An 18,661-nucleotide genomic window follows, 5' to 3' on the forward strand; every position below is an offset into this window, starting at 1 on the left:
ATCATGCCGCCATGACCTCACAGACGATCTCCGCGACGGCATCGGGCACCTGGAGGCTCGGCGACCGCACGGTCAACCGGATCGGGTTCGGCGCGATGCGCCTGCCGCAGCACGGCGAGGCGCTCACGCCCGACGCCGTCCCCCGCGACCGCGAGCAGGCGATCGATGTGCTGCGCCGTGCGATCGAGCTCGGCGTGAATCACATCGACACGGCCGCGTTCTACTTCTCGCCGCGCCGCTCGGCCAACGAGCTGATCAACAGGGCCCTGGCCCCCTACCCGGATGACCTGGTCATCGCCACCAAAGTCGGGCCAAGCCGCGACCCCGATGGCAACTGGCTGCCACACGCCACCCCCGGGCAACTGCGCGGCCAGGTCGAGGAGAACCTGCGTCAGCTTGGTCGCGACCATCTCGACGTGGTGAACCTGCGTATCGTCGGCACCGGCTCCATCGCCGAACGCTTCGGCGCGCTCGCCGACCTGCGCGACGCCGGGCTCATCCGCCACCTGGGCCTGTCCAACGTCCGCCGCCACCATCTCGCCGAGGCCCAGGGCATCGCGCCGGTGGTCTGCGTCCAGAACATGTACGGCATCGGCGCAACGCCTGAGCAGGAGGAGTTCCTGCGCGTCTGTGGCGAACAGCGCGTCGCGTTCGTGCCGTTCTACTCGATCGCCGGCCACGGACGCACGGCCGGCGCGAGCACCGGGGACAACGACGAGGTGCACGCGATCGCCCGCGCCCGCGGGGTGAGCACCGCCCAGGTCCGGCTGGCGTGGACGCTGCACCGCGGCCCGCATGTCCTGGCCATCCCCGGCACCGGCGACGTCGACCACCTCGTCCAGAACGTGGCCGCCGGATCTCTGTGTCTGTCCGAGGACGAACTGACCGTCCTGGACACCCTCCACCACGAAACAGCGTGAACAACGTCCTGCCCCGGGCGTCAGCGCGACTCAGATGGCGGCGCCGCGGGCAGAGGCCAGGTGGTCGTTCGTGATCGGGCCTCGGCGGCTCGATGAGGTGCGTTCCACCGGTCGGCGATGGTGGCGGCCTGTGCGAAGTGGGCGGCGGCCTCGTCGTCGTGGCCGAGGAAGGCGGCCAGCTCGCCGAGGGTGTGAGCGACCGGGCGCAGCTCCACGGACAGGCTCGTGACGTCCGGCGGGAGGCCGTCGCGGCGCGCAGGCAGCGTCGCGTAGATCTCCTCGGCCGCGGCGCGGTCGTCCAGGGCGATGGCGGCCATCGCGCGGACGGTCGTGGGGAAGGTGAAGAAGTAATCGGGCCGGATCGGGTTCGAGGTGCGTCCCCGGCGGGCTTCGTCGATCAGGCCGTTGGAGTGCAGGGCGAGGACCAGCAGATCGGAGGCGATCGGGCCGAACGCCTCGTGGAAGGCGCGCACCTCCTCCAGGTGCTCGCCGAGGGTGCCGTTGTTCACCCGGATCGCGGCCCGCGCGCGGCCGAGGGCCTCGGCCGCCGCGCGGGGCATGGTGGCCGGGTCGTGGGCCCCGGCGGCGGCGCCGGCCTGGTTGGGCAGCCCGGTGACGCGATAGACGGGCAGGTCGTGCTCGGTGCCGATCGCCACCAACTCGCGGCAGAGGTCGTCGCGTTCGGGCAAGCCGCGGTGGCCGCGGACAAGAACCTGGAGGGCCGCCGCCCGCAGGGCGGGGTGAGGTGGCGAGGTCGAGCGCCTCGCGGGCCGCCGCCAGGGCGGTGGGGTCGTCCTCGCCGACCAGTTCTTCGGCGTAGGCGGCGAGGAGGTGGCTGCGTGCCTCCGGGGCCAGGTCGGTGTGCTTGAGCAGGCGGCTCAGCCTGTCGACGATGGGCCGGTCCACCGTGCCGTACTCGCGGGACTGCCATGGTGCCGGCTCGGTCCAGGCCGTGAACGCGGCGATCATCAAGTCGTCGCGTCCCAGGGACTCGGCGTACTCGACGGCCTGCAGGCGGGTCTGGCGCGCGGCAGGCAAGGCGCCGGACCGGATCCGCGCCCGCAGCAGCCTGCCAGACAGGTCTATGCGCTCCTCCGGGTCGGTCGAGCTCGCGACCGCGTCGGTGAGGAGATCGGCCGGCACGACCTGCCCGCGCGCCGCCACCAGCAACGCCGGCACGCCCCGCTGCCCGAGGCCCGCCCAGGGGCACGGGCTCGCCGCAGACCTCGGCCCCGAACGAGCCCAGCACCCGGACGAAGACCATGATCCGCACATCCCACGTGGACGTTCCAAATCGCTTCCAAATGCCTTCCAAACACCCAGGAGCAGCCTGAACACATCGCAACCGACGAAGGAGCGGGAACAGATGAGCGTCAACACCCAGGACATGGAGATCGTCCACCGCGTGCTCCGCCGTGAGTCACGGCTGCTGGTGGAGCTCGTCGCGGCCGTCGCCCCGGGTGACACCGCTCGCGCCAAGGTGATCGCCGGCCACTTCCGCGTCTACCGGCTGGGCCTGCACAACCACCACGAGGGCGAGGACGAGCTGCTGTGGCCGCCGCTGCTGTCCCGGGTGGACCTGGAGGCCGACATCGTCCTGCGCATGCAGGCCCAGCACGAACGCGTCGCGGCCACCCTGAGCAGGCTGGACGCCGTGCTCCCCGCCTGGGAGGCCACCGCGGGCGCCGACGAACGCGACACCCTGGCGGCCGCCCTCTACGAGCACCGCGCGGTCCTGCTGGAACACCTCGACGACGAGGAGGCCACCCTCCTCCCGCTCGCGGCCAAGCACATCACCCAACAGGAGTGGGCCTCCCTGGGCGACCACCTGGTGAACAACACCCCCAAGCTCACCCTGCTCACGCTCTTCGGCGCCGTCCTGGAGGACGCGAACCCGGCCGAGCGCGCCCTCGTCCTCGGCGGTCTGCCCGCCCCGGTCCGCGCCATCTGGCACGTCATCGGCCGCCCCCGCTACGCCCGCCACATCCGCCGCGTCCGCGGCTGAACCCTGCCCGTCCGAACAAACAAGGAGAACGACCATGTCGCTGAAGAAGCTCAACACCGTCCTGGCCGCCGTCGTCGTCCTGTTCACCCTCTACCTCGGGTTGTCCTTCGTCCTGCCCCTCGGGACGACCTTCCCGGGGCTGGCGAACTGGCCCTCGGACGGCAGCGGCTTCTCCATCGTGAAGGGCAGCCGCGAGATCGGGATGGGCCTGGCCATGGGCATCCTGCTGGTGACAGGCCACCGCCGCCCGTTGGGCTGGGTCCTGCTGATGACGGCCGTCACCCCGTTCGGCGACATGGTCAACGTCCTGGCCCACCACGGATCCACGGCCGCCGCGCTCGGCGTCCACGGCCTGACCGCGGCGCTGATCGCGGTCACGGGGTTGCTGATCCTCCGGGAGACCAGCACCACCCCGGCGACCGCCGCGCAGTCCGCCTGACGTCCGCATTCTCTGACAACTCGAAAAGGGAGACGACAATGACGATCAACGATCTGCGCGGTGTCCTGAAGGGGCGCGTGCTCCTGCCCGGTGACGACGGCTTCGAACAGGCGGCCACCGCGTGGAATCTCACCGTCAGGCAGCCGGTGGCGGCCGTGGCGGAGGCCGCGGACGCCGACGATGTGGCGGCGCTCGTGCGTCACGCGCGGCGGGCAGGTATGACGGTGACCGCGCAGCCGAGCGGGCACGGCGCCTCGGGTGACGTGGACGGCCTGATCCTGTTGCGTACCGGCCTGCTGAACGAGGTGGAGATACGCGCCGAGGAGCGCGTGGTCCGGGTGGGCGCGGGTGTGAAGTGGGGGCAGGTGCTGGCGGCGGCCGGTCCGCTGGGTCTGACCGGCCTGTCCGGCAGCGCGCCGGGGGTCAGCGTGACCGGCTACACGCTGGGCGGTGGGGTCGGCTGGTTCAGCCGCAAGCACGGCTTCGCCTCCGACAGCGTCCGGGCCTTCGACATCGTGGACGCCGACGGCGAGCCGGGCCGGGTGACCGCCGAGTCCGACCCCGACCTGTTCTGGGCCCTGCGCGGCGGTGGCGGCGACTACGCGATGGTGACCGCCCTCGAACTCGACCTGTATCCCGCTCCGGCCCTGTACGGCGGGCGCGTGATCTGGCCGGAGCACCGCACCAGGGAGGTGTACGACGCGTTCCTGGAGATCACCGCCGAGGCGCCGCGTGAACTCAGCGTCTGGATCAACCGGTTCCAGCCGCCCGGCGCGCCGCCGATGGTGACGCTGGATCTGGCCTACCTGGGCGAGGCGGCTCAGGCTGAGGAGCTGCTGGTGCGCGTCGACAAGATCGGAGGCGCGGTCTTCGACAGCCGAGGCGTCGTCCCGGTCGCCGAACTGGGTGGCATCGCCGCCGAGCCGACCGATCCGGCCCCGTCCATCACTCGTGCGGAGCTGCTCACCGGCCTGGACGCGGACGCGGTGGAGCTGCTGCTGGCCAAGCCGGTCGAACCGCTCATCAACGTGCAGATCAGGCACCTGGGCGGGGCGCTGGCCGAGCCGGGCGGCGCGGCCGGTGCGAGCGGCGCGGTGGCTGAGCCGTACCTGCTCGGACTGGTGGGTCTCGGCCTGCCGCACACGGCCGACGCGACCCGCGCCAAGCAGGCCGAGATCGTGGCCGACCTGGACGCCTACATCGGCGGCCGCAAGCCGTACACCTTGCTGTCCCCCGGTGACACGGCGGCGCAGTCCTTCGCCGGCGGCACGCTCGCGCGGCTGCGGGAGATCAAGCGGGCCCGCGACCCGCACAACGTGTTCCGCGCGAACTACCCGGTGCTCGGATAGATCGGCTCCCAGCAGGTCACGGCCCCTCCGCCCGCCACGGCGGCGGGGCCGTACCGCACCCGCTCCCGCTCCACCGACAGCGCGGCCGGCAACGTCACCGCGGACGCCTGCGAACCGCGCGCACGGCGCCGCAGATGCGACGGCAACTCGACCGCAGCCCGCGCCCGCCAGCACCAAGGCATGGAACAACGAGGACGCGCAGGCCCTGGTGGCACGGCCCGGCCGGTGGCCCGCACCACCGCCTTGGCGATCACACAGCAGCGCGAGTGGTCGTCGACGCCGGTCACCACCTTGACCTCACGCCCGTCAGCCGGCAGCACGCCGCCGACGACGTCCGTCTGCCACAACTCCATCGGCGCCTCACGCCGCCAACGGCGCAAGACCCTCGCACCCGGCTCGACCAGCCCGTGACGCACCAGCGCCCGATGCACGCCACGGCGCCCGGCCTCGTGCGCCAGCCGGACCGGCCCCCACCGCGCATGCTGACGCCGCAACTCACACACCAGCACCTCCACCTCCGCCCGCATCTGCGACGGAGACGAACGCGGCCGCCGCGAACGGTCCACCAGCCCGCCGAGCCCCGCCTGCCGACAGCGCGACACCCAGCCCGACAACGTCTGCCGCGCCACCCCACCTGCCGGGCGACGCCGCAACGACGCAGGACAGACGGGCCGAAGACAGCACCTGTCACCCAGGTCTTGGGATCGACGTGTCAAGCATGTCCCGGGACAGGACACGGATGAAAACATGACACAAGGCGTCGGGTTTCAGAGTGATCATCAATGCACCGGTCGGCGCCGATGTGGGTGTGGACCGGGGGGAATCAACTTGTTCGACATGGGTGGGAGTCCGTCCGCCCGTGTTCTGCTGTGTTGCGAGAGGGTGGATCAAGGTTGACTGCGTTCGTACGGGACGTCGCCACTATGGGGCGAGAGGCCATCGAGGTGGTGGGGGCTCGTACCAACAATCTGCGGGACGTGTCGGTGAGCATCCCCAAAGGGTGGCTCACCGCCTTCACCGGGGTGAGCGGCAGCGGCAAGACCTCGCTGGCCATCGACACCCTGCACAACGAGGCCCAACTGCGGTACCTGGAGGGGCTTTCGCCGTTCGTGCGGCAGTACATCACCCAGCGCAATCGGCCGAAGGTCGACCGCATCCTGGGACTCGGCGCGACGCTCGCAGTCGACCAGCGCCGCCTGAACCGCAACCCCCGGTCCACGGTCGCGACGATCACCGGCATCGACGGGCATCTGGGACTGCTGTACTCGCGCCTTCCGGGGATCGGCGCGGAGCCGGCGGCGCAGAGCGTCAACGGGCCTCTGACGACCGCTCATTTCGACCGCAACTCCCCGGAAGGCAGCTGCGCGGACTGTCACGGCGTGGGCGGGCGCTGGCGGGCGCAGGAGGACCTCATCATCACCCATCCGGAGCTTCCCCTCTTCGAGGGGGCCTCGCCCTGGTACGCCAAGTGGCGGTCGGGGGAGCACGCGTTCGTGCCGGCGCTCGCCGACAAGCGCGGCGTGGACCTCGGCCTGCCATGGCGGTCGCTGCCGGAGGAGTTCCGCCACTGCGTGCTGTACGGCACAGGTGAGGAGAAGGTCGAGGCGACCGTCGACATGACCAGCAAGAAGGAGACGGTCTCGGTGACCTACACCTCCAGCCAGCCGCTGCGGGGGGCGCTGGCCGAGGTGGAGCGGGTGTTCTTGAACGCCCAGACCGCCAGCGCCAAGCAGCGCTACCTGCCGTACATGCGCAAGCAGCCGTGCGGCACCTGCGGCGGCAGCGGGTACGACCAGGTGGCCCGGTCCGTGCGGCTCGGCGGGCTGACCTTTCCCGACCTGCTCCAGGTGGACGTACGGGAGGTACGCAGCTGGGCCGAGCGGGTGGCCGGCGACCTGGACGCCCGGCAGCGCGAGGTGGGTGAGCCGCTGCTGCAGGACCTGGGCCGCAGACTCGGGATCCTCGACCGCCTCGGCCTGGCCCATCTCCAGCTGTCCCGGAGCGCGGCGACACTGTCCGGGGGCGAGTTGCAGCGAACCCGGCTCGCCGCGCAGCTCAGCACCGAGCTGAGCGGCATCGTCTTCGTCCTGGACGAGCCCGGGACCGGGCTGCATCCGGCGGACAAGGCGCACCTGCTCGACATCACCCTGGAGCTGCGCAAGGCCGGCAACACGGTGCTCCTGGTCGAGCACGACCCCGAACTGATCGCCCGGGCCGACTGGGTGATCGACATGGGGCCCGGAGCGGGCCGCCTCGGCGGTGAGATCCTGGTGTCGGGGCTTCCCTCCGACGCGGCCGCCCACCCCACGTCACTGACCGGACGCTACCTGGCCGGTGAGGGGCCACGGCTGCGCCGGACCTGCCGTCCGGCCGGGGATGACACCGGCTGGGTGGAGCTGCACGGCCTGCGTGCGCACAACGTGACCGCAGAGGTGGTGCGTTTCCCCGCCGGCCGGCTCACCTGCCTGACCGGGGTGAGCGGCAGCGGCAAGAGCAGCCTGCTCGGCGCGCTCGCGGCGAGCGTGGAGGCCGCTCTGAACGGGACGACGATCGACACCGTGCGACAGGTGACCGGCCTGGAAGGGTTCGACTGGGTCGCCGTCGTCGATCAGGAACCGCTCGGGCGCACGCCGCGATCCAACCCGGCCACCTACAGCAAGGCGTTCGACGTCGTCCGTAAGCTGTTCGCCGAAACCGACATGGCACGCGCACGTGGGGTCAACGCGTCCTGGTTCAGCTTCAACACCGCGGGCGGTGGCCGCTGCGAACCCTGCACCGGTTATGGCCGCAAGCTGGTCGACATGCACTTCCTGCCGGATGTGTGGGTGGTCTGCGACGCATGCCAGGGGCGGCGCTACACGCCGGAGGCCTTGGAGATCAAGTACCAGGGATTGGCCATCGATCAGGTGCTGGAGCTGACCGTCGCCGAGGCGGTGGAGCAGTTCCCCGAACCCCGGCAACTCGCCGAAACCCTGGGAGCCTTGCACCAGGTCGGGCTCGGCTACCTGCAGCTCGGCCAGAGCGCCACGGAGTTGTCCGGCGGCGAGGCGCAGCGGCTGAAGCTGGCGTCCGCCATCCAGCGCGGTGCCGCGGGCCGCAAGGCCGGTCTTGTCGTTCTCGACGAACCCGTCTCGGGCCTGCACCCCTCTGACATCCAGCGTGTGGTGGATGCGTTCGACGTGTTGCTCGACTCGGGCAACACCGTCGTCGTGGCCGAACATGACATCCCCGTCGCCGCGTCCGCGGACTGGGTGATCGACCTGGGGCCGGGAGCCGGTCCGGACGGGGGCGCGGTGGTCGCGGAGGGCACCCCGGACGCCATCGCAACCGCGAACACCCCGACCGCCGGCTACTTCCGGCGGTACGCGGCGGGCCTGCCGCTCCTGGAAGGGCCGCGGCTCGGGTCCGTGTCACCAGCCGCACAGTGGTTGTGAGGGACACCAGGCCGCGATGCCGCGCTGGAACAGGTCGTTGAGGACGATGAGCCCTTCCAGGAGGTTGCGGCCGAGCCGGTCGGGGGCGTTGGAGTTCACCCACGCGGCACCGGCGCGGAAGGCTTCCCCAACGAGTCGATCGGGGTGCGCGTCGGCCCCGGCCCGGATCATGCGCACCGCCGTCGCGGGGCCCAGGGGACGCGACGTCGTCCATGACGGCGCGAGGGATCTCGTGCAGCCGGTTCAGCGAGGTCAGCGTGGATCTCCAGCTTCGAGGCCCGGTTCCGGCAGGGACGGCTGGTGGTGGGGCGCGAACGTGTCAGACGGCCGGGCGGCCGCAGGTGACGTCCTCACCGGGCAGGACACCGTCGGCCAGGTAGCTGGTGACCTTGGTGTCGACGCAGGCGTTGCCCGCCGCGAGGTAGACGCCGTGGCGGAAGGCGCCGGTCAATGTGATCATGCGGGAGCCGGTCAGCGCCCGGTGCATGGCCTGCTGGCCCGGATAGGGCGTCGCGGGGTCGCCGGCCGCGCCGACGATCAACGCCGGTACGGCGTTGCCGATCCTCGTGGGCGCTTCAAGCGGCTTGACCGGCCAGAACGCGCACGGGGAGATGTTGCGGACGAGCGGTCCGAACAGTGGTTCGGCGGTGCGGTGCCGCTGGATGTCGCGGTAGTAGGTCGCCGGGTCGCGGGGTGCGGCCCGGTCACCGCACAGGATCGCCGTGCCCGCCCGGTCCGAGGCCTTTCCGGCACCGGTGAACAGGCCGTCGAGGAACTCCTTCAGCGAGGCGGGCGGCGGTGTCTCGCCGCCGCGGCTCAGCGCCCGCGCCTCCTCGGCGAGGACGGCATAGGACTGCGGGCCGTCGCTGTAGAGGCGTGCGAACAGCCAGTACGGCACGACATGGGCATCGACGCGGTATGCGCCGATCTGCACGGGATGCCGGTTGATCTTCTCTACGGTCGCCAGGACGGCGTCACGTGACCCGCCCAGCCCGTACTCCTTGTCATGTGACGCACCCCAGGACGCCCAGCGCCGCAGCGCGGCGTCGATCGCGGGGGCGGCGCGTGAGAACATGCGCGGGCCGTACACCCGCGGGTCGACGGCGCTGTCGAGCACCACCCGGTCGGCCCGCGAGCCGAACATCTGCAGGTAGGTCGCACCCAGGTAGGTGCCGTAGGAGTAGCCGAGGTAGGACAGCTTCTGCTCGCCGAGCGCGGCCCGGATCACGTCCATGTCGCGGGCGGTGTTCCTGGTCGTGGCGTACGGCAGGGTCTGGAGATTGCCCTTGGCGCAGCCCGCCGCCAACTGTTCGGCGAGGCGCCCCCCCTCATCGAAGGCACGCCGGTCGGGTCCCGCCGAGCGGAGGAAGGTGTCGGTCTGCCACCGGCAGCTGATCGGCGTGCTGCGGCCGACGAATCGGGGGTCCATGCCCACCAGGTCGTAACGGGCCGCGACCTCGGGCATCTCCTTGCCCAGGAGCGTCATCGGGAGGCCGGAGCCTCCCGGACCGCCGGGGTTGAGCAGCAAGACGCCGCGGCGCCGGGAGGAATCGGTGGCCTTGATCCGGGAGAGCGCGATGGAGAGGGTCCGCCCCTGCGGTCTGCGGTAGTCCATCGGGACCAGAACGGTGGCGCATCGAGCACCGGCGGCGTCCATCTGTTCGCCCATCTGATCGCCGGGTCCGGTTGCGCAGGCGCGCCAGGTGATCGTCTGATGGTGGAAGCGGTCCAGGGGGGTGGCCGCCTGCGCCGGTCCGGCGGCGCCCAATCCGATTCCGGCCGTGAGTGCCACTGCGGCAGCCGTTCCACTCTTGATGAGGAGCATGCGTCATTCCTTGGTGAAGGGGTTGTTTCCTGCGGATCCGGCACGCGTCGAATTCCGACGCTCCGGTCATGATGTGTCCGGTCTCAGGGGTGCCCCCTGTTGATCATTGATCACCGGCTGTATCCAAACTAGGGGCCTGACCAGCCCCTGGACATCGTGCGGAAGGTCGATCCGGGCCCTGCCACCGGCACACCAACCGCCCGCTTCTCTGCAACCGCTGCCCTAACGACGAGTCCTCCCAAAGGAGGACAAAGCGGGTCACGCTGGCGGCTACCTTCGTCTCATGAACGTGGTGCGACGATGGGGCCGCTGGTGGCGCGGCTTGCCGGTGCTGGTCGCCGACAGCCTGCTGGCCGGTGTGTCGACCGCGCTGGCGGTGACGCAGGCCGCCTCGTCCGCCCATGACCCGGTCGTGCTGGCGTACCTGCTGGCGGTGCTCACCAGCGCGCCGCTGGTGCTGCGCAGGCGCCACCCCGTCCCCGTCCTCGCGGTGATCACGGCGGGCCTGATCGGCTGCGGCCTGGCCGGCTACCCCAACGGATTCCAGGCCCCGCCGGTGCTGGTCAGCCTCTACACCGTCGCGGCCTACCGCCGGGAGGGCTACCGCGACGGCGTCCTGGCCCTGGTGTTGATGGCGGGCATCCTCGTTCCCGACCTGATCAGGTCCGGACTGACCTTCGCGATCGTCAAAAGCCTGGTCGAGAACGCGCTTCAGCTCGGCGCGGCCTGGGCCATCGGGGAGGGGGTGCGCAGCCGCCGGCTGCGCCACCAGGACCTCATCGAGCATGCCCGCCACCTGGAGATCGAACGCGAGGAGAAAGCCCTGCGAGCGGTCGCCGAAGAACGCGTGCGCATCGCCAGGGAACTGCACGACGTGGTCGCCCACCACCTGTCGGTCGTCTCGATCCAGTCCGGTGCCGGCGGCCGCCTGATCGACACCGAGCCCGACGCCGCACGCGAAGCATTCACCGCGATCGCCGCCACCACCCGCGAGGCACTGGCCGAACTCCGGAACATGCTGTCGGTCCTGCGCCTCACGTCCGACACCGGCGAGGACTCCTACGCCCCGCAGCCGGGGCTGGCCCAGCTGGACACGCTGCTGGAACGCTCCCGCCTGTCCGGCCTGTCGATCCGGCGGGAAACCTCCGGTCAGGTACGCCCGCTGCCGCCCGGCGTGGACCGGTGCCTGTACCGCATCACCCAGGAATCATTGACCAACGTGCTCAAACACGCCCCACACGCCGACGTGACCCTCACCCTGACCTACCAGCCCGCCGCGGTCACGCTGCAGGTCGGCAACAACGGCCCGGCCACCACCGGGCGCAGCGCCGACGGGCACGGCCTGATCGGCATGCGCGAACGAGCCACCCTCTACGGCGGCACCCTCACCGCCGGCCCACGTACGGACGGCGGCTTCACCGTGACCGCGCACCTGCCCGCCTCCCCACTCGCCGAGCCCGCTTTCGCCACGGCCCACCCGCAGCAGAGCGCACTACGGCCCGGGGCACCCCGATGACCGGCCCCGACACCGACCGCGGGACCATCCGCGTCCTGGTCGTCGACGACCAGGCCCTGGTCCGCGCGGGCCTGGTCGCCCTCCTCCGCACCGACGCCGCTCTCGCGGTCGTCGGCGAGGCCGCCGACGGCCACGAAGCCATCGCCCAGGCCGCGGCGACCGCCCCGGATGTCATCCTGATGGACATCCGCATGCCCAACCTGGACGGCGTCGCCGCCACGCGCCACATTCTCGCCCACGCCGCCGGCCCGGCACCGAAGATCCTCATCCTGACCACCTTCGACCTGGACGAACACGTCTTCGCCGCCCTGCGCGCCGGCGCCTCGGGATTTCTGCTCAAGGACACCCCCGCCGACCAGATGCTGGCCGCGATCGCCACGGTCGCCCGCGGCGAGGTGCTGCTGGCGCCCAGCGTCACCCGGCGCCTGGTCCACCATTTCGTCACGGCGCCCGAACCCGACCGGCGCCGGCCCGAGGAACTCGCCCGGCTCACCAGCCAGGAAACCACCGTGCTCCACCTGGTCGGCCAGGGCCTGACCAACCAGCAGATCGCCACCCGTCTGAACATCGCCGAGGCCACCGTCAAATCCCACCTGGGCCGCCTCATGACCAAGCTCAAGCTGTCCAGCCGCGCCCAAGCCGTGGTCATCGCATACGAGACCGGCTTGATCGTCCCTGGAGCCGGAGACCGCACCTGATGCCCGGCAACTCACCGGTTCGGGGCCCCTCAAGTGAGGCACTTCCCCACGGCTTCCCGCCCCCAGGCGCCGGAACCCGGCGCGGGGATCACCGATCCGCAGTCACTGCGGGCCGCGGAGACCGTCGCCACCGGCTCACGCGGATATGACGGTGCCGAGAAGGTACATGGCCTGAACGGTGTCAAAACGGCGGACCGGGCGGGACGCGGTGTGCGCGTCCCGCCCGGTGGTGTTCAGCCCGGCGGTGTTCAGCGCAGCAGGTCGAGGTCCACGGCGGCGGCCATGGCCGCGAAGCCCGCGGCGTTGGGGTGGATGTGGTCGCCCCGGTCGTAGGCGGGCAGGTAGCGCAGCGGGTCCGCGGGGTCGGCCAGCGCGCTCGCGAAGTCCACGACCCCGTCGAACGCGCCGCCGGTGGTGATCCAGGTGTTGACGGCCTGGCGTTCGGCCTCCAACGCCTCGTCGTACCCGGCGCTGCCCTTCAGCGGCGGGAGCGTCCCGCCGATGATCCGCGCGCCCGCCGCGTGCACCCGGTCGGCGATCTGGCGGTAGGCGGTGACGAGCCGGCCGGCTGTGGCACGGTTGCGCAGGTCGTTCGTGCCTTCGAGGAGCAGCACGTACCTCAGGCCGTCGCGGGTGAGCACGTCGTGCTCCAGCCGGTTCAGCACGCTCAGGCCGTCCTGTGCGGTGTCGGCCAGCACGCGGTTGCCGCCGATGCCCACGTTCACGACGGCGGGGTCGCGTCCGGGGACGGCGGCGAGCCGGGCCGCCAGATGGTCCGGCCAGCGCTCGAACCCGTCGACGGCCGTGCCGGAGCCGTCGGTGATGGAGTCGCCGAGCGCGACCAGCGTCTCGTGCGTGGGACCGTGGGTGACGGCGACCGCGTTGAGGAAGAGCCAGCTCCTCACCGTGGTGGTGAACGAGCCGCCGTCCTCGTCGGCGGTGTGGTCGCCGGTCGTGAGGTAGTTGGTCTGCACGGCGGAGCGGTGCCAGGTGGCCGGCCCGGTGGCGTCCGGGAGGTAGATGCTGACGGCCAGGTCCTGGCCGCTCCTGACCTTCAGCTCCACCGGGTCGCTGGAGACGTCCTGACCGGCGGGGACCGTCACCGAGGGCGCGCCGCCGAAGGCGAGCCGCCTCAGTGTGCCCTCGGCCAGCGCCGGGCCGGAGCTGCGCAGTGCCACGGTGGCGGCGCCGAAGGTCACCGGCCGGTCGCCATGGAGGTTGGAGAGCCGGACGCGCACCTGGTCGCCGTCGCCGCGCATCCGTACGACCATGCGGATGCTCTGGTTCTCGTACGCGGGCGGCACGACGGCGGCGGCCGAGGAGTGCAGGGAGGTGGCCCAGGCGTCGGCCCAGTGCCCGCCGGCCCGCGCGGGAAGCGCGATCGGCGCGGTCAGCGCGACGCCGAGCAACGCGGTGAGCAGGCGCCGGGGGGTCATGGAGGCGTTCTTCACGGGAGCAGAAGGTCGGTGACCAGCGGCAGGTGGTCCGAGGCGTCGGTGCTCACCAGCCAGGCCGAGCGCACGTCGGAGCCCTTGGGCACGAAGACGTAGTCGAAGCGCCACGTGTTCGCCGCCGACAGGCCGGGGCCCACGCCGACCCGTGCCCACACGTCGTCGTACCGGTCGGTGAAGGTCTTGATGCCGGGGAAGGACGGAACGGCGTTGGTGTCGCCGAGCAGGATGACCGGCTGGGCCGACTGGGCGAGCCGGGCCGTGATGGCGTCGGCCTGCTCCTGCCACTCGGCGTCGCTGGTGTGCTGCATGTGCGAGTTGCCCAGCCGTACCTGCTTGCCCTGGATGTTGACGACGACCTCCAGCAGGCCGCGCGGCTCGCTGCCGGTGTACTGCGGAAGGCGGGTGTTGCTCGATTCGAGGATCGGCCAGCGGGACAGGAACGCGGTGCCGTACTGCCTGCGCGGCCGGCCCGGCTCCAGCGGGTCCAGGTCGTAGTTGGCGCCGTACGCCTGGTGCATGCCGAGCATGCCGGCCAGCTCGCCGGCGGTGTCGAGCCACTCGCTGCGCGCGCGGAAGTGCTTGTCGACCTCTTGGAGGCCGATGACGTCCGGGTCGATGGCCTCGATCATCTCGGCGGTGTGCCGGAGGTCGAAGACGTTGTCGGGACCGGCGCCGTAGTGGATGTTGAAGGTGGCCACGCGGATGACCCCGCGCCGGATCCTGCGCTTCTCCACGGTCGCGGAGGCGGGCATCGCGGCCAGTCCGACGCCGGCCGCCGCCACGGCGCCGGCGCCGAGCAGACCTCTCCTGCTGATGCTCATGATGGGGGGTTCCTTTCCGGGGGTTACTTGAGCGCGCCGGACGTGAGCCCGGCGACGATCCTCTTCTGGAAGACCAGGACGAGGATCACGAGGGGGATCGTGACGACGACCCCCGCGGCCATCTGGGTGCCGAACGGGGTGTCGAAGTCGGAGGCTCCGCCGAACTGGGCCACCCGCACGGTGGCGGTCTGCATGTCCGCCTTGCTGATCATGGTCAGCGCGATCATGAACTCGTTCCAGGTGGCGAAGAAGGCCAGGATGGCCGTGGTGAACACGCCCGGCGCGGCGATCGGCAGGATCACCCGCCGGAACGCGCCCCAGCGGGTGCAGCCGTCGATCGTGGCGGCCTGCTCCAGCTCGTGCGGCATCTGGCGGAAGAACGCGGTGAGCGTCCAGACGGCCAGTGGCAGCGCGAACGACATGCTCGGCACGATCATCGCGTGGTAGGTGTTGATCCAGCCCAACTCGGTGAAGAGCTTGAGCAGCGGCACGATCAGCAGCGCGCCGGGGAACATCGAGGTGCCCATGATCAGGCCGAGCACGAGGTTCTTGCCGCGGAAGGTGAGCCGGGCCAGCGCGTAGGCGCAGCAGACGCCGAGGACCAGCGTCAGCGCGGTGGTGCCGGCCGACACGATCAGGCTGTTGAGCAGTGCCCGGCCGAAGTCGCTGTGCCCGGAGAACACCGCGGTGTAGTTCTCCAGTGACGGCGGCGACGGCCAGGGCGTGGTGGAGAAGATGTCGCCGGTGCGCCGCAGGCTGGAGACGACCATCCAGTAGAACGGCGCCAGACAGTACACCACGACGAGCCCGGCCCCCAAGGCCCTCTTCATGCCGTCCTCTTCCTTGATCGTGCGTCGGCGAGCAGGTCGGCGCCGAGCAGGCGGACGAAGACGAACACCACCACGGCCACGTACGAGATGAGCACGATCCCGTAGGCGGCGGCCGATCCGTATCGGAGCTGGGTGGCCTCGTCCCAGACCAGGGCCGACAGGGTCTCCACGGACAGCTTGCCCCGGCCGATCATCACGAACGGCAGGTCGAACATGGCCAGCGCGTCGAGGATGCGGAACAGGACCGCCACCACCAGCGCGGGCCTGACCAGCGGCAACGTGATGCGCCAGAACGTCTGCCAGGCCGAGGCGCCGTCCACCTTCGCGGCCTCGTACACCATCGTGGGGATGATCTGCAGCCCGGCGAGCACCAGCAGCCCGACGAACGGCGCGGTCTTCCACGTGTCGGCGATGACGACGGCGAGCTTGGCCTGGACGCCCTCGGTGGTCCACAGGATCTTCTCGCCGATGACGGCGTTGGCCACGCCGTCGGCCTGGAACACCCACCGCCACATCAGGCCGGAGATGGCGGTCGGCACCGCCCAGGGGATGAGGATGCTGGCCCGCACCAGGCCGCGGCCGCGCAGGACGTTGTGCATGACCAGCGCCATCGCGACGCCGAGCACGGTCTCCAGCGAGACGGTGACGACGGTGAAGACCGTGGTGTTGGCCAGGGCGTTGAGGAAGCGCTCGCCGACCAGCTCGGCGTAGTGCGCCAGGCCGACGAACCGTTCGCCCTCGACGACGAAACCGTCGGCGTCCAGGCCCTCGCCCCGGACGTACATCGACTCCCGCGCGGCCGCGACCAGCGGGTACAGGACCACCAGGGCGAGGGCGAGCAGTGTCGGGGAGATCATCAGTGCGGTGAACCACCGCGAGCCGCGCCTCATTGCTTGAGCAGCCCCGACAGTTGCTGCTGCAGCCCGGACAGCGCCTGGTCGACGGCCACCTCGCCGGACAGCGCCGGGTAGACGGCGTTCTGGATCGCCGCGGTCACGTCCCCGTACTTGACGGCGACCGGCCGGGGCTTGGCCGCGACGATGCCGTCCTTCAGGGAGGGCAGGTACGGGTACTGCTTGACGAGCTCCGGGTCGTCGTAGAGTGCCGCGCGGGCGACGGGTGTGCTGTTGACCGTGGCCCAGGTCTTCATCTGCTCGGGCGAGGTGAGGAAGGCCAGGAAGTCCTTGGCGGTCTCCTTGTGCTTGGAGAAGGCGGAGATCGCCAGGTTCGCCCCGCCGAGGGTGCCGCTGCCCGGACCGTCGAGGCCGGGAATGGGGGCGACCCCGACCTTGCCCGCCACGGGGCTGTCGGCGGCGTTGGCGGTGCCGTACAGCGAGGCCCAGCTGCGGGCGAAGAGCACCTTGCCGCTCTGCAGGGCGTTCTTGACCTCGTCCTCCTTGAAGGTGATGCCCTCCTTGGGGATCATGCCGCTCTTGAGTCCGTCGACGAGGAAGGCCAGTCCCGCCTTGGCGGCGTCGGTGTCCAGGTGCGGCACGCCGGACTCGTCGGCCACGGTGCCGCCTGCGGACTGCACGGCCTCGGAGAAGGAGACGGTCAGGCCCTCGTACTTGTCGAGCAGGCCCGCGTAGCAGGACATCTCCTTGTGCCCGGGCAGCACCTCGTCGCAGGTCTTCTTCATCTCGGCCCAGGTCGTGGGGGCCTTGTCGACCAGGTCGCCGCGGTAGTAGAGCAGGCCGGTCCCGGTGAGCCAGGGCATCGCGTACAGGGTGCCTCGGTAGGTGGCGGTCTGCAGGGTGGGGGCGAGGAACTCCTCGGCCTTGAACGTGCCGGCGGCGATGGGGTCCACCCAGCGGTTGGCGGCGAACTCGGCCGTCCAGACGGCGTCCAGCATGATGACGTCCATGGCGTCGGACTTGGTCTGCGCGTTGTTGATCAGGCGCTGCCGCTGGCTGTCGGCGTCCTTGGGCTGGATGTCCAGGGTCACCTGCTGGTCGGGGTGGGCCGCGTTCCAGGCGTCGATCACCTTTCTGGTCGCGGCCTCGTGGCTCTGGGTGTCGACGATGGTGATCGGGCCGCGTCCATCGGCGGGCGATTCCTCCTCGTCGGCGCCGCACGCGGTGGTCGTGGCGAGTGTCAGCGCGCAGGCGAGCAAGAGGGTCTTCTTCATCGTGGTTCCTTCAGGGTGACGACGGTTCCGGTGAGGCGGGCTTCCTCGGCCGCCCACGCGATCTCGTGGCTGTGCAGGCTTTCCCGGGGGTCGGAGAGGATGGGGGAGGGGTCGTTGCGGGTGAGGGCGTCCAGGAACGCCGTGACCAGGCCCTGGTCGCCGCCGCTGTGACCGTCCGCGGGCGGGTTGGTGTCGATGACCTCGACGTCCCCGGTCACGAAGTCGGTGACGGTGAGCCGGGCGCCGTCCCCTTCGAGGGAGCCGTGTGTGCCGAAGATGCGGGTCTGGCGCGGGGTCTTGGGGGAGAAGGCGGTCATGGTGAACGAGGCGGTCGCGCCGCCGTCGAAGTCGAGGTTGACCACCTGGTGGTCGACCACGTCGTTGTCGCACGCGTAGACGCACCTGCCGTAGGGGCCCTCGCGCAGTGCGCGCAGCACGCCCGCCTCGGTGGTGTCCTCGCTCAGCACGGTCAGCGGCCAGCGGTCCTGGCTGCCCACGAAGGGCAGGTAGATGCGCTGCGCGTCGTAGGGGCAGGTGTCCGCGACGGCGCAGTCCAGGCAGCGCTCCGCCGCGCCCGCCGGCTGGTTGTCGGCCGTGAAGTGCTTCAACCCGCCGAACGACGACACCCGTGTCACCCGGCGGCCCATCACGTACGTCAGCCAGTCAAGATCGTGGCACGATTTGGCCAGCAGCATGAACGTGGCCTGATCGGTGCGGCGCCAGTTGCCGCGCACATAGGAGTGGGCGTGATGCCACCAGCCGACGGGCTCCAGGTGCTCGATGTTGACGATCTCGCCGAGCCGTCCGCTGTCGAGCACGTCCTTCACCCCGCGGGTGTAGGACGTGTAGCGCATCACGTGACAGACGGCGAACAACACGCCCGCCCGTTCGGCGGCCGCGACGATCCTGCGGCAGTCCTCCAGCCGGATCGCCATCGGCTTCTCCAGCAGGATGTGGTAGCCGAGCTCGGCGAAGCGCACCGCCGGTTCCACGTGGCCGGCGTCCAGCGTCGCGATCACCACCGCGTCCGCGAGCCGCGGCTGCTCGGCGAGCTCCCGCCAGTCGCCGAAGCCCACGGCGTCCGGGTGCTCGGCGAGCAGTCCTTCCCGGCGTCCCGGATCGGGCTCGGCCACGGCGGTGAGCCTGGCACGGCCGTCCGCCGTCGCATATCGCGTGTATCTCGTCCCCCGGTCGCCCGCACCGACCAAGGCCAGCCCAACCTGTCGCATATCCCCAACTCCA

General features: G+C 71.0%; 16 protein-coding genes and 1 pseudogene. 7 read left to right on the forward strand and 10 right to left on the reverse strand.

Going from position 1 to position 18,661, the window contains the following annotated elements; all coding sequences use genetic code 11:
* Window positions 1-11: 11 nt before the first annotated feature.
* Window positions 12-920, forward strand: a complete 909-nt coding sequence (locus tag ABZ815_RS45910; protein ID WP_357708125.1) for an oxidoreductase — start codon at window positions 12-14, stop codon at window positions 918-920.
* 20 nt (window positions 921-940) lie between these two features.
* Here the strand turns inward: ABZ815_RS45910 and ABZ815_RS45915 are convergent, their stop codons facing one another.
* Window positions 941-1,609, reverse strand: a complete 669-nt coding sequence (locus ABZ815_RS45915; RefSeq protein WP_357708126.1) for a hypothetical protein — start codon at window positions 1,607-1,609, stop codon at window positions 941-943.
* 677 nt (window positions 1,610-2,286) lie between these two features.
* On the opposite strand from ABZ815_RS45915, the gene ABZ815_RS45920 reads away from it, so the two are divergent.
* From ABZ815_RS45920 to ABZ815_RS45930, 3 genes are read left to right on the forward strand one after another with little or no spacing between them, the layout of a single operon-like run.
* The gene (locus tag ABZ815_RS45920) at window positions 2,287-2,925 is read left to right on the forward strand and encodes a hemerythrin domain-containing protein (protein ID WP_357708127.1); all 639 of its coding nucleotides are present in this window, start codon (window positions 2,287-2,289) and stop codon (window positions 2,923-2,925) included.
* A gap of 34 nt (window positions 2,926-2,959) precedes the next feature.
* Complete coding sequence (locus ABZ815_RS45925; protein ID WP_357708128.1) at window positions 2,960-3,364, forward strand: DUF4267 domain-containing protein; 405 nt, start codon at window positions 2,960-2,962, stop codon at window positions 3,362-3,364.
* Between the two features lie 38 nt (window positions 3,365-3,402).
* A complete protein-coding gene (locus ABZ815_RS45930) occupies window positions 3,403-4,713 on the forward strand; it encodes an FAD-binding protein (protein ID WP_357708129.1) in 1,311 nt (436 codons plus the stop codon).
* 212 nt (window positions 4,714-4,925) lie between these two features.
* Here ABZ815_RS45930 and ABZ815_RS45935 read toward each other — a convergent pair.
* A pseudogene (locus ABZ815_RS45935) lies at window positions 4,926-5,345 on the reverse strand (helix-turn-helix domain-containing protein); the annotation flags it as partial.
* Window positions 5,346-5,606: 261 nt separating this feature from the next.
* Between ABZ815_RS45935 and ABZ815_RS45940 the strand changes: the two are divergent.
* Window positions 5,607-8,147 (forward strand): excinuclease ABC subunit UvrA, encoded by a 2,541-nt coding sequence (locus tag ABZ815_RS45940; RefSeq protein WP_357708130.1) that lies wholly within the window; start codon window positions 5,607-5,609, stop codon window positions 8,145-8,147.
* On the opposite strand, the gene ABZ815_RS45945 is transcribed toward ABZ815_RS45940, so the two are convergent.
* Entirely contained in the window at window positions 8,124-8,318 is a 195-nt protein-coding gene (locus ABZ815_RS45945) for a hypothetical protein (RefSeq protein WP_357708131.1), read from the reverse strand. The two genes, ABZ815_RS45940 and ABZ815_RS45945, sit on opposite strands and share 24 nt — an antisense overlap.
* A gap of 148 nt (window positions 8,319-8,466) precedes the next feature.
* Window positions 8,467-9,762 carry an alpha/beta hydrolase gene (locus ABZ815_RS45950; RefSeq protein WP_357708132.1) on the reverse strand — a complete coding sequence of 432 codons (1,296 nt, stop codon included), beginning with the start codon at window positions 9,760-9,762 and terminating at the stop codon, window positions 8,467-8,469.
* Window positions 9,763-10,255: 493 nt separating this feature from the next.
* Between ABZ815_RS45950 and ABZ815_RS45955 the strand changes: the two genes are divergently transcribed.
* Window positions 10,256-11,488, forward strand: a complete 1,233-nt coding sequence (locus ABZ815_RS45955; RefSeq protein ID WP_357708133.1) for a sensor histidine kinase — start codon at window positions 10,256-10,258, stop codon at window positions 11,486-11,488.
* Window positions 11,485-12,186: a response regulator transcription factor gene (locus tag ABZ815_RS45960; protein WP_357708134.1), complete on the forward strand. Its 702-nt coding sequence runs from the start codon at window positions 11,485-11,487 to the stop codon at window positions 12,184-12,186. Before ABZ815_RS45955 ends, ABZ815_RS45960 begins: the two co-directional genes overlap by 4 nt.
* Window positions 12,187-12,434: 248 nt before the next feature.
* Here ABZ815_RS45960 and ABZ815_RS45965 read toward each other — a convergent pair whose 3' ends face one another.
* The 6 genes from ABZ815_RS45965 to ABZ815_RS45990 are packed head-to-tail and all read right to left on the reverse strand — an operon-like array spanning window position 12,435 to window position 18,648.
* Window positions 12,435-13,622, reverse strand: a complete 1,188-nt coding sequence (locus ABZ815_RS45965) for a GDSL-type esterase/lipase family protein (RefSeq protein WP_357708135.1) — start codon at window positions 13,620-13,622, stop codon at window positions 12,435-12,437.
* An 11-nt stretch (window positions 13,623-13,633) separates the two neighbouring features.
* Entirely contained in the window at window positions 13,634-14,461 is an 828-nt protein-coding gene (locus ABZ815_RS45970) for an endonuclease/exonuclease/phosphatase family protein (protein ID WP_357708136.1), read from the reverse strand.
* Window positions 14,462-14,484: 23 nt separating this feature from the next.
* A complete protein-coding gene (locus tag ABZ815_RS45975) occupies window positions 14,485-15,291 on the reverse strand; it encodes a carbohydrate ABC transporter permease (protein WP_357708137.1) in 807 nt (268 codons plus the stop codon).
* A complete protein-coding gene (locus ABZ815_RS45980) occupies window positions 15,288-16,148 on the reverse strand; it encodes a sugar ABC transporter permease (RefSeq protein ID WP_357708138.1) in 861 nt (286 codons plus the stop codon). Before ABZ815_RS45980 ends, ABZ815_RS45975 begins: the two co-directional genes overlap by 4 nt.
* Window positions 16,149-16,177: 29 nt before the next feature.
* Window positions 16,178-17,419 (reverse strand): ABC transporter substrate-binding protein, encoded by a 1,242-nt coding sequence (locus ABZ815_RS45985; RefSeq protein WP_357708139.1) that lies wholly within the window; start codon window positions 17,417-17,419, stop codon window positions 16,178-16,180.
* Entirely contained in the window at window positions 17,416-18,648 is a 1,233-nt protein-coding gene (locus tag ABZ815_RS45990; protein ID WP_357708140.1) for a Gfo/Idh/MocA family oxidoreductase, read from the reverse strand. The genes ABZ815_RS45985 and ABZ815_RS45990 overlap by 4 nt, the downstream gene beginning before the upstream one ends.
* Window positions 18,649-18,661: the final 13 nt, after the last annotated feature.

The organism is Nonomuraea sp. NPDC047529 (genome assembly GCF_040642995.1).
Classification (GTDB): Bacteria; Actinomycetota; Actinomycetes; order Streptosporangiales; family Streptosporangiaceae; genus Nonomuraea.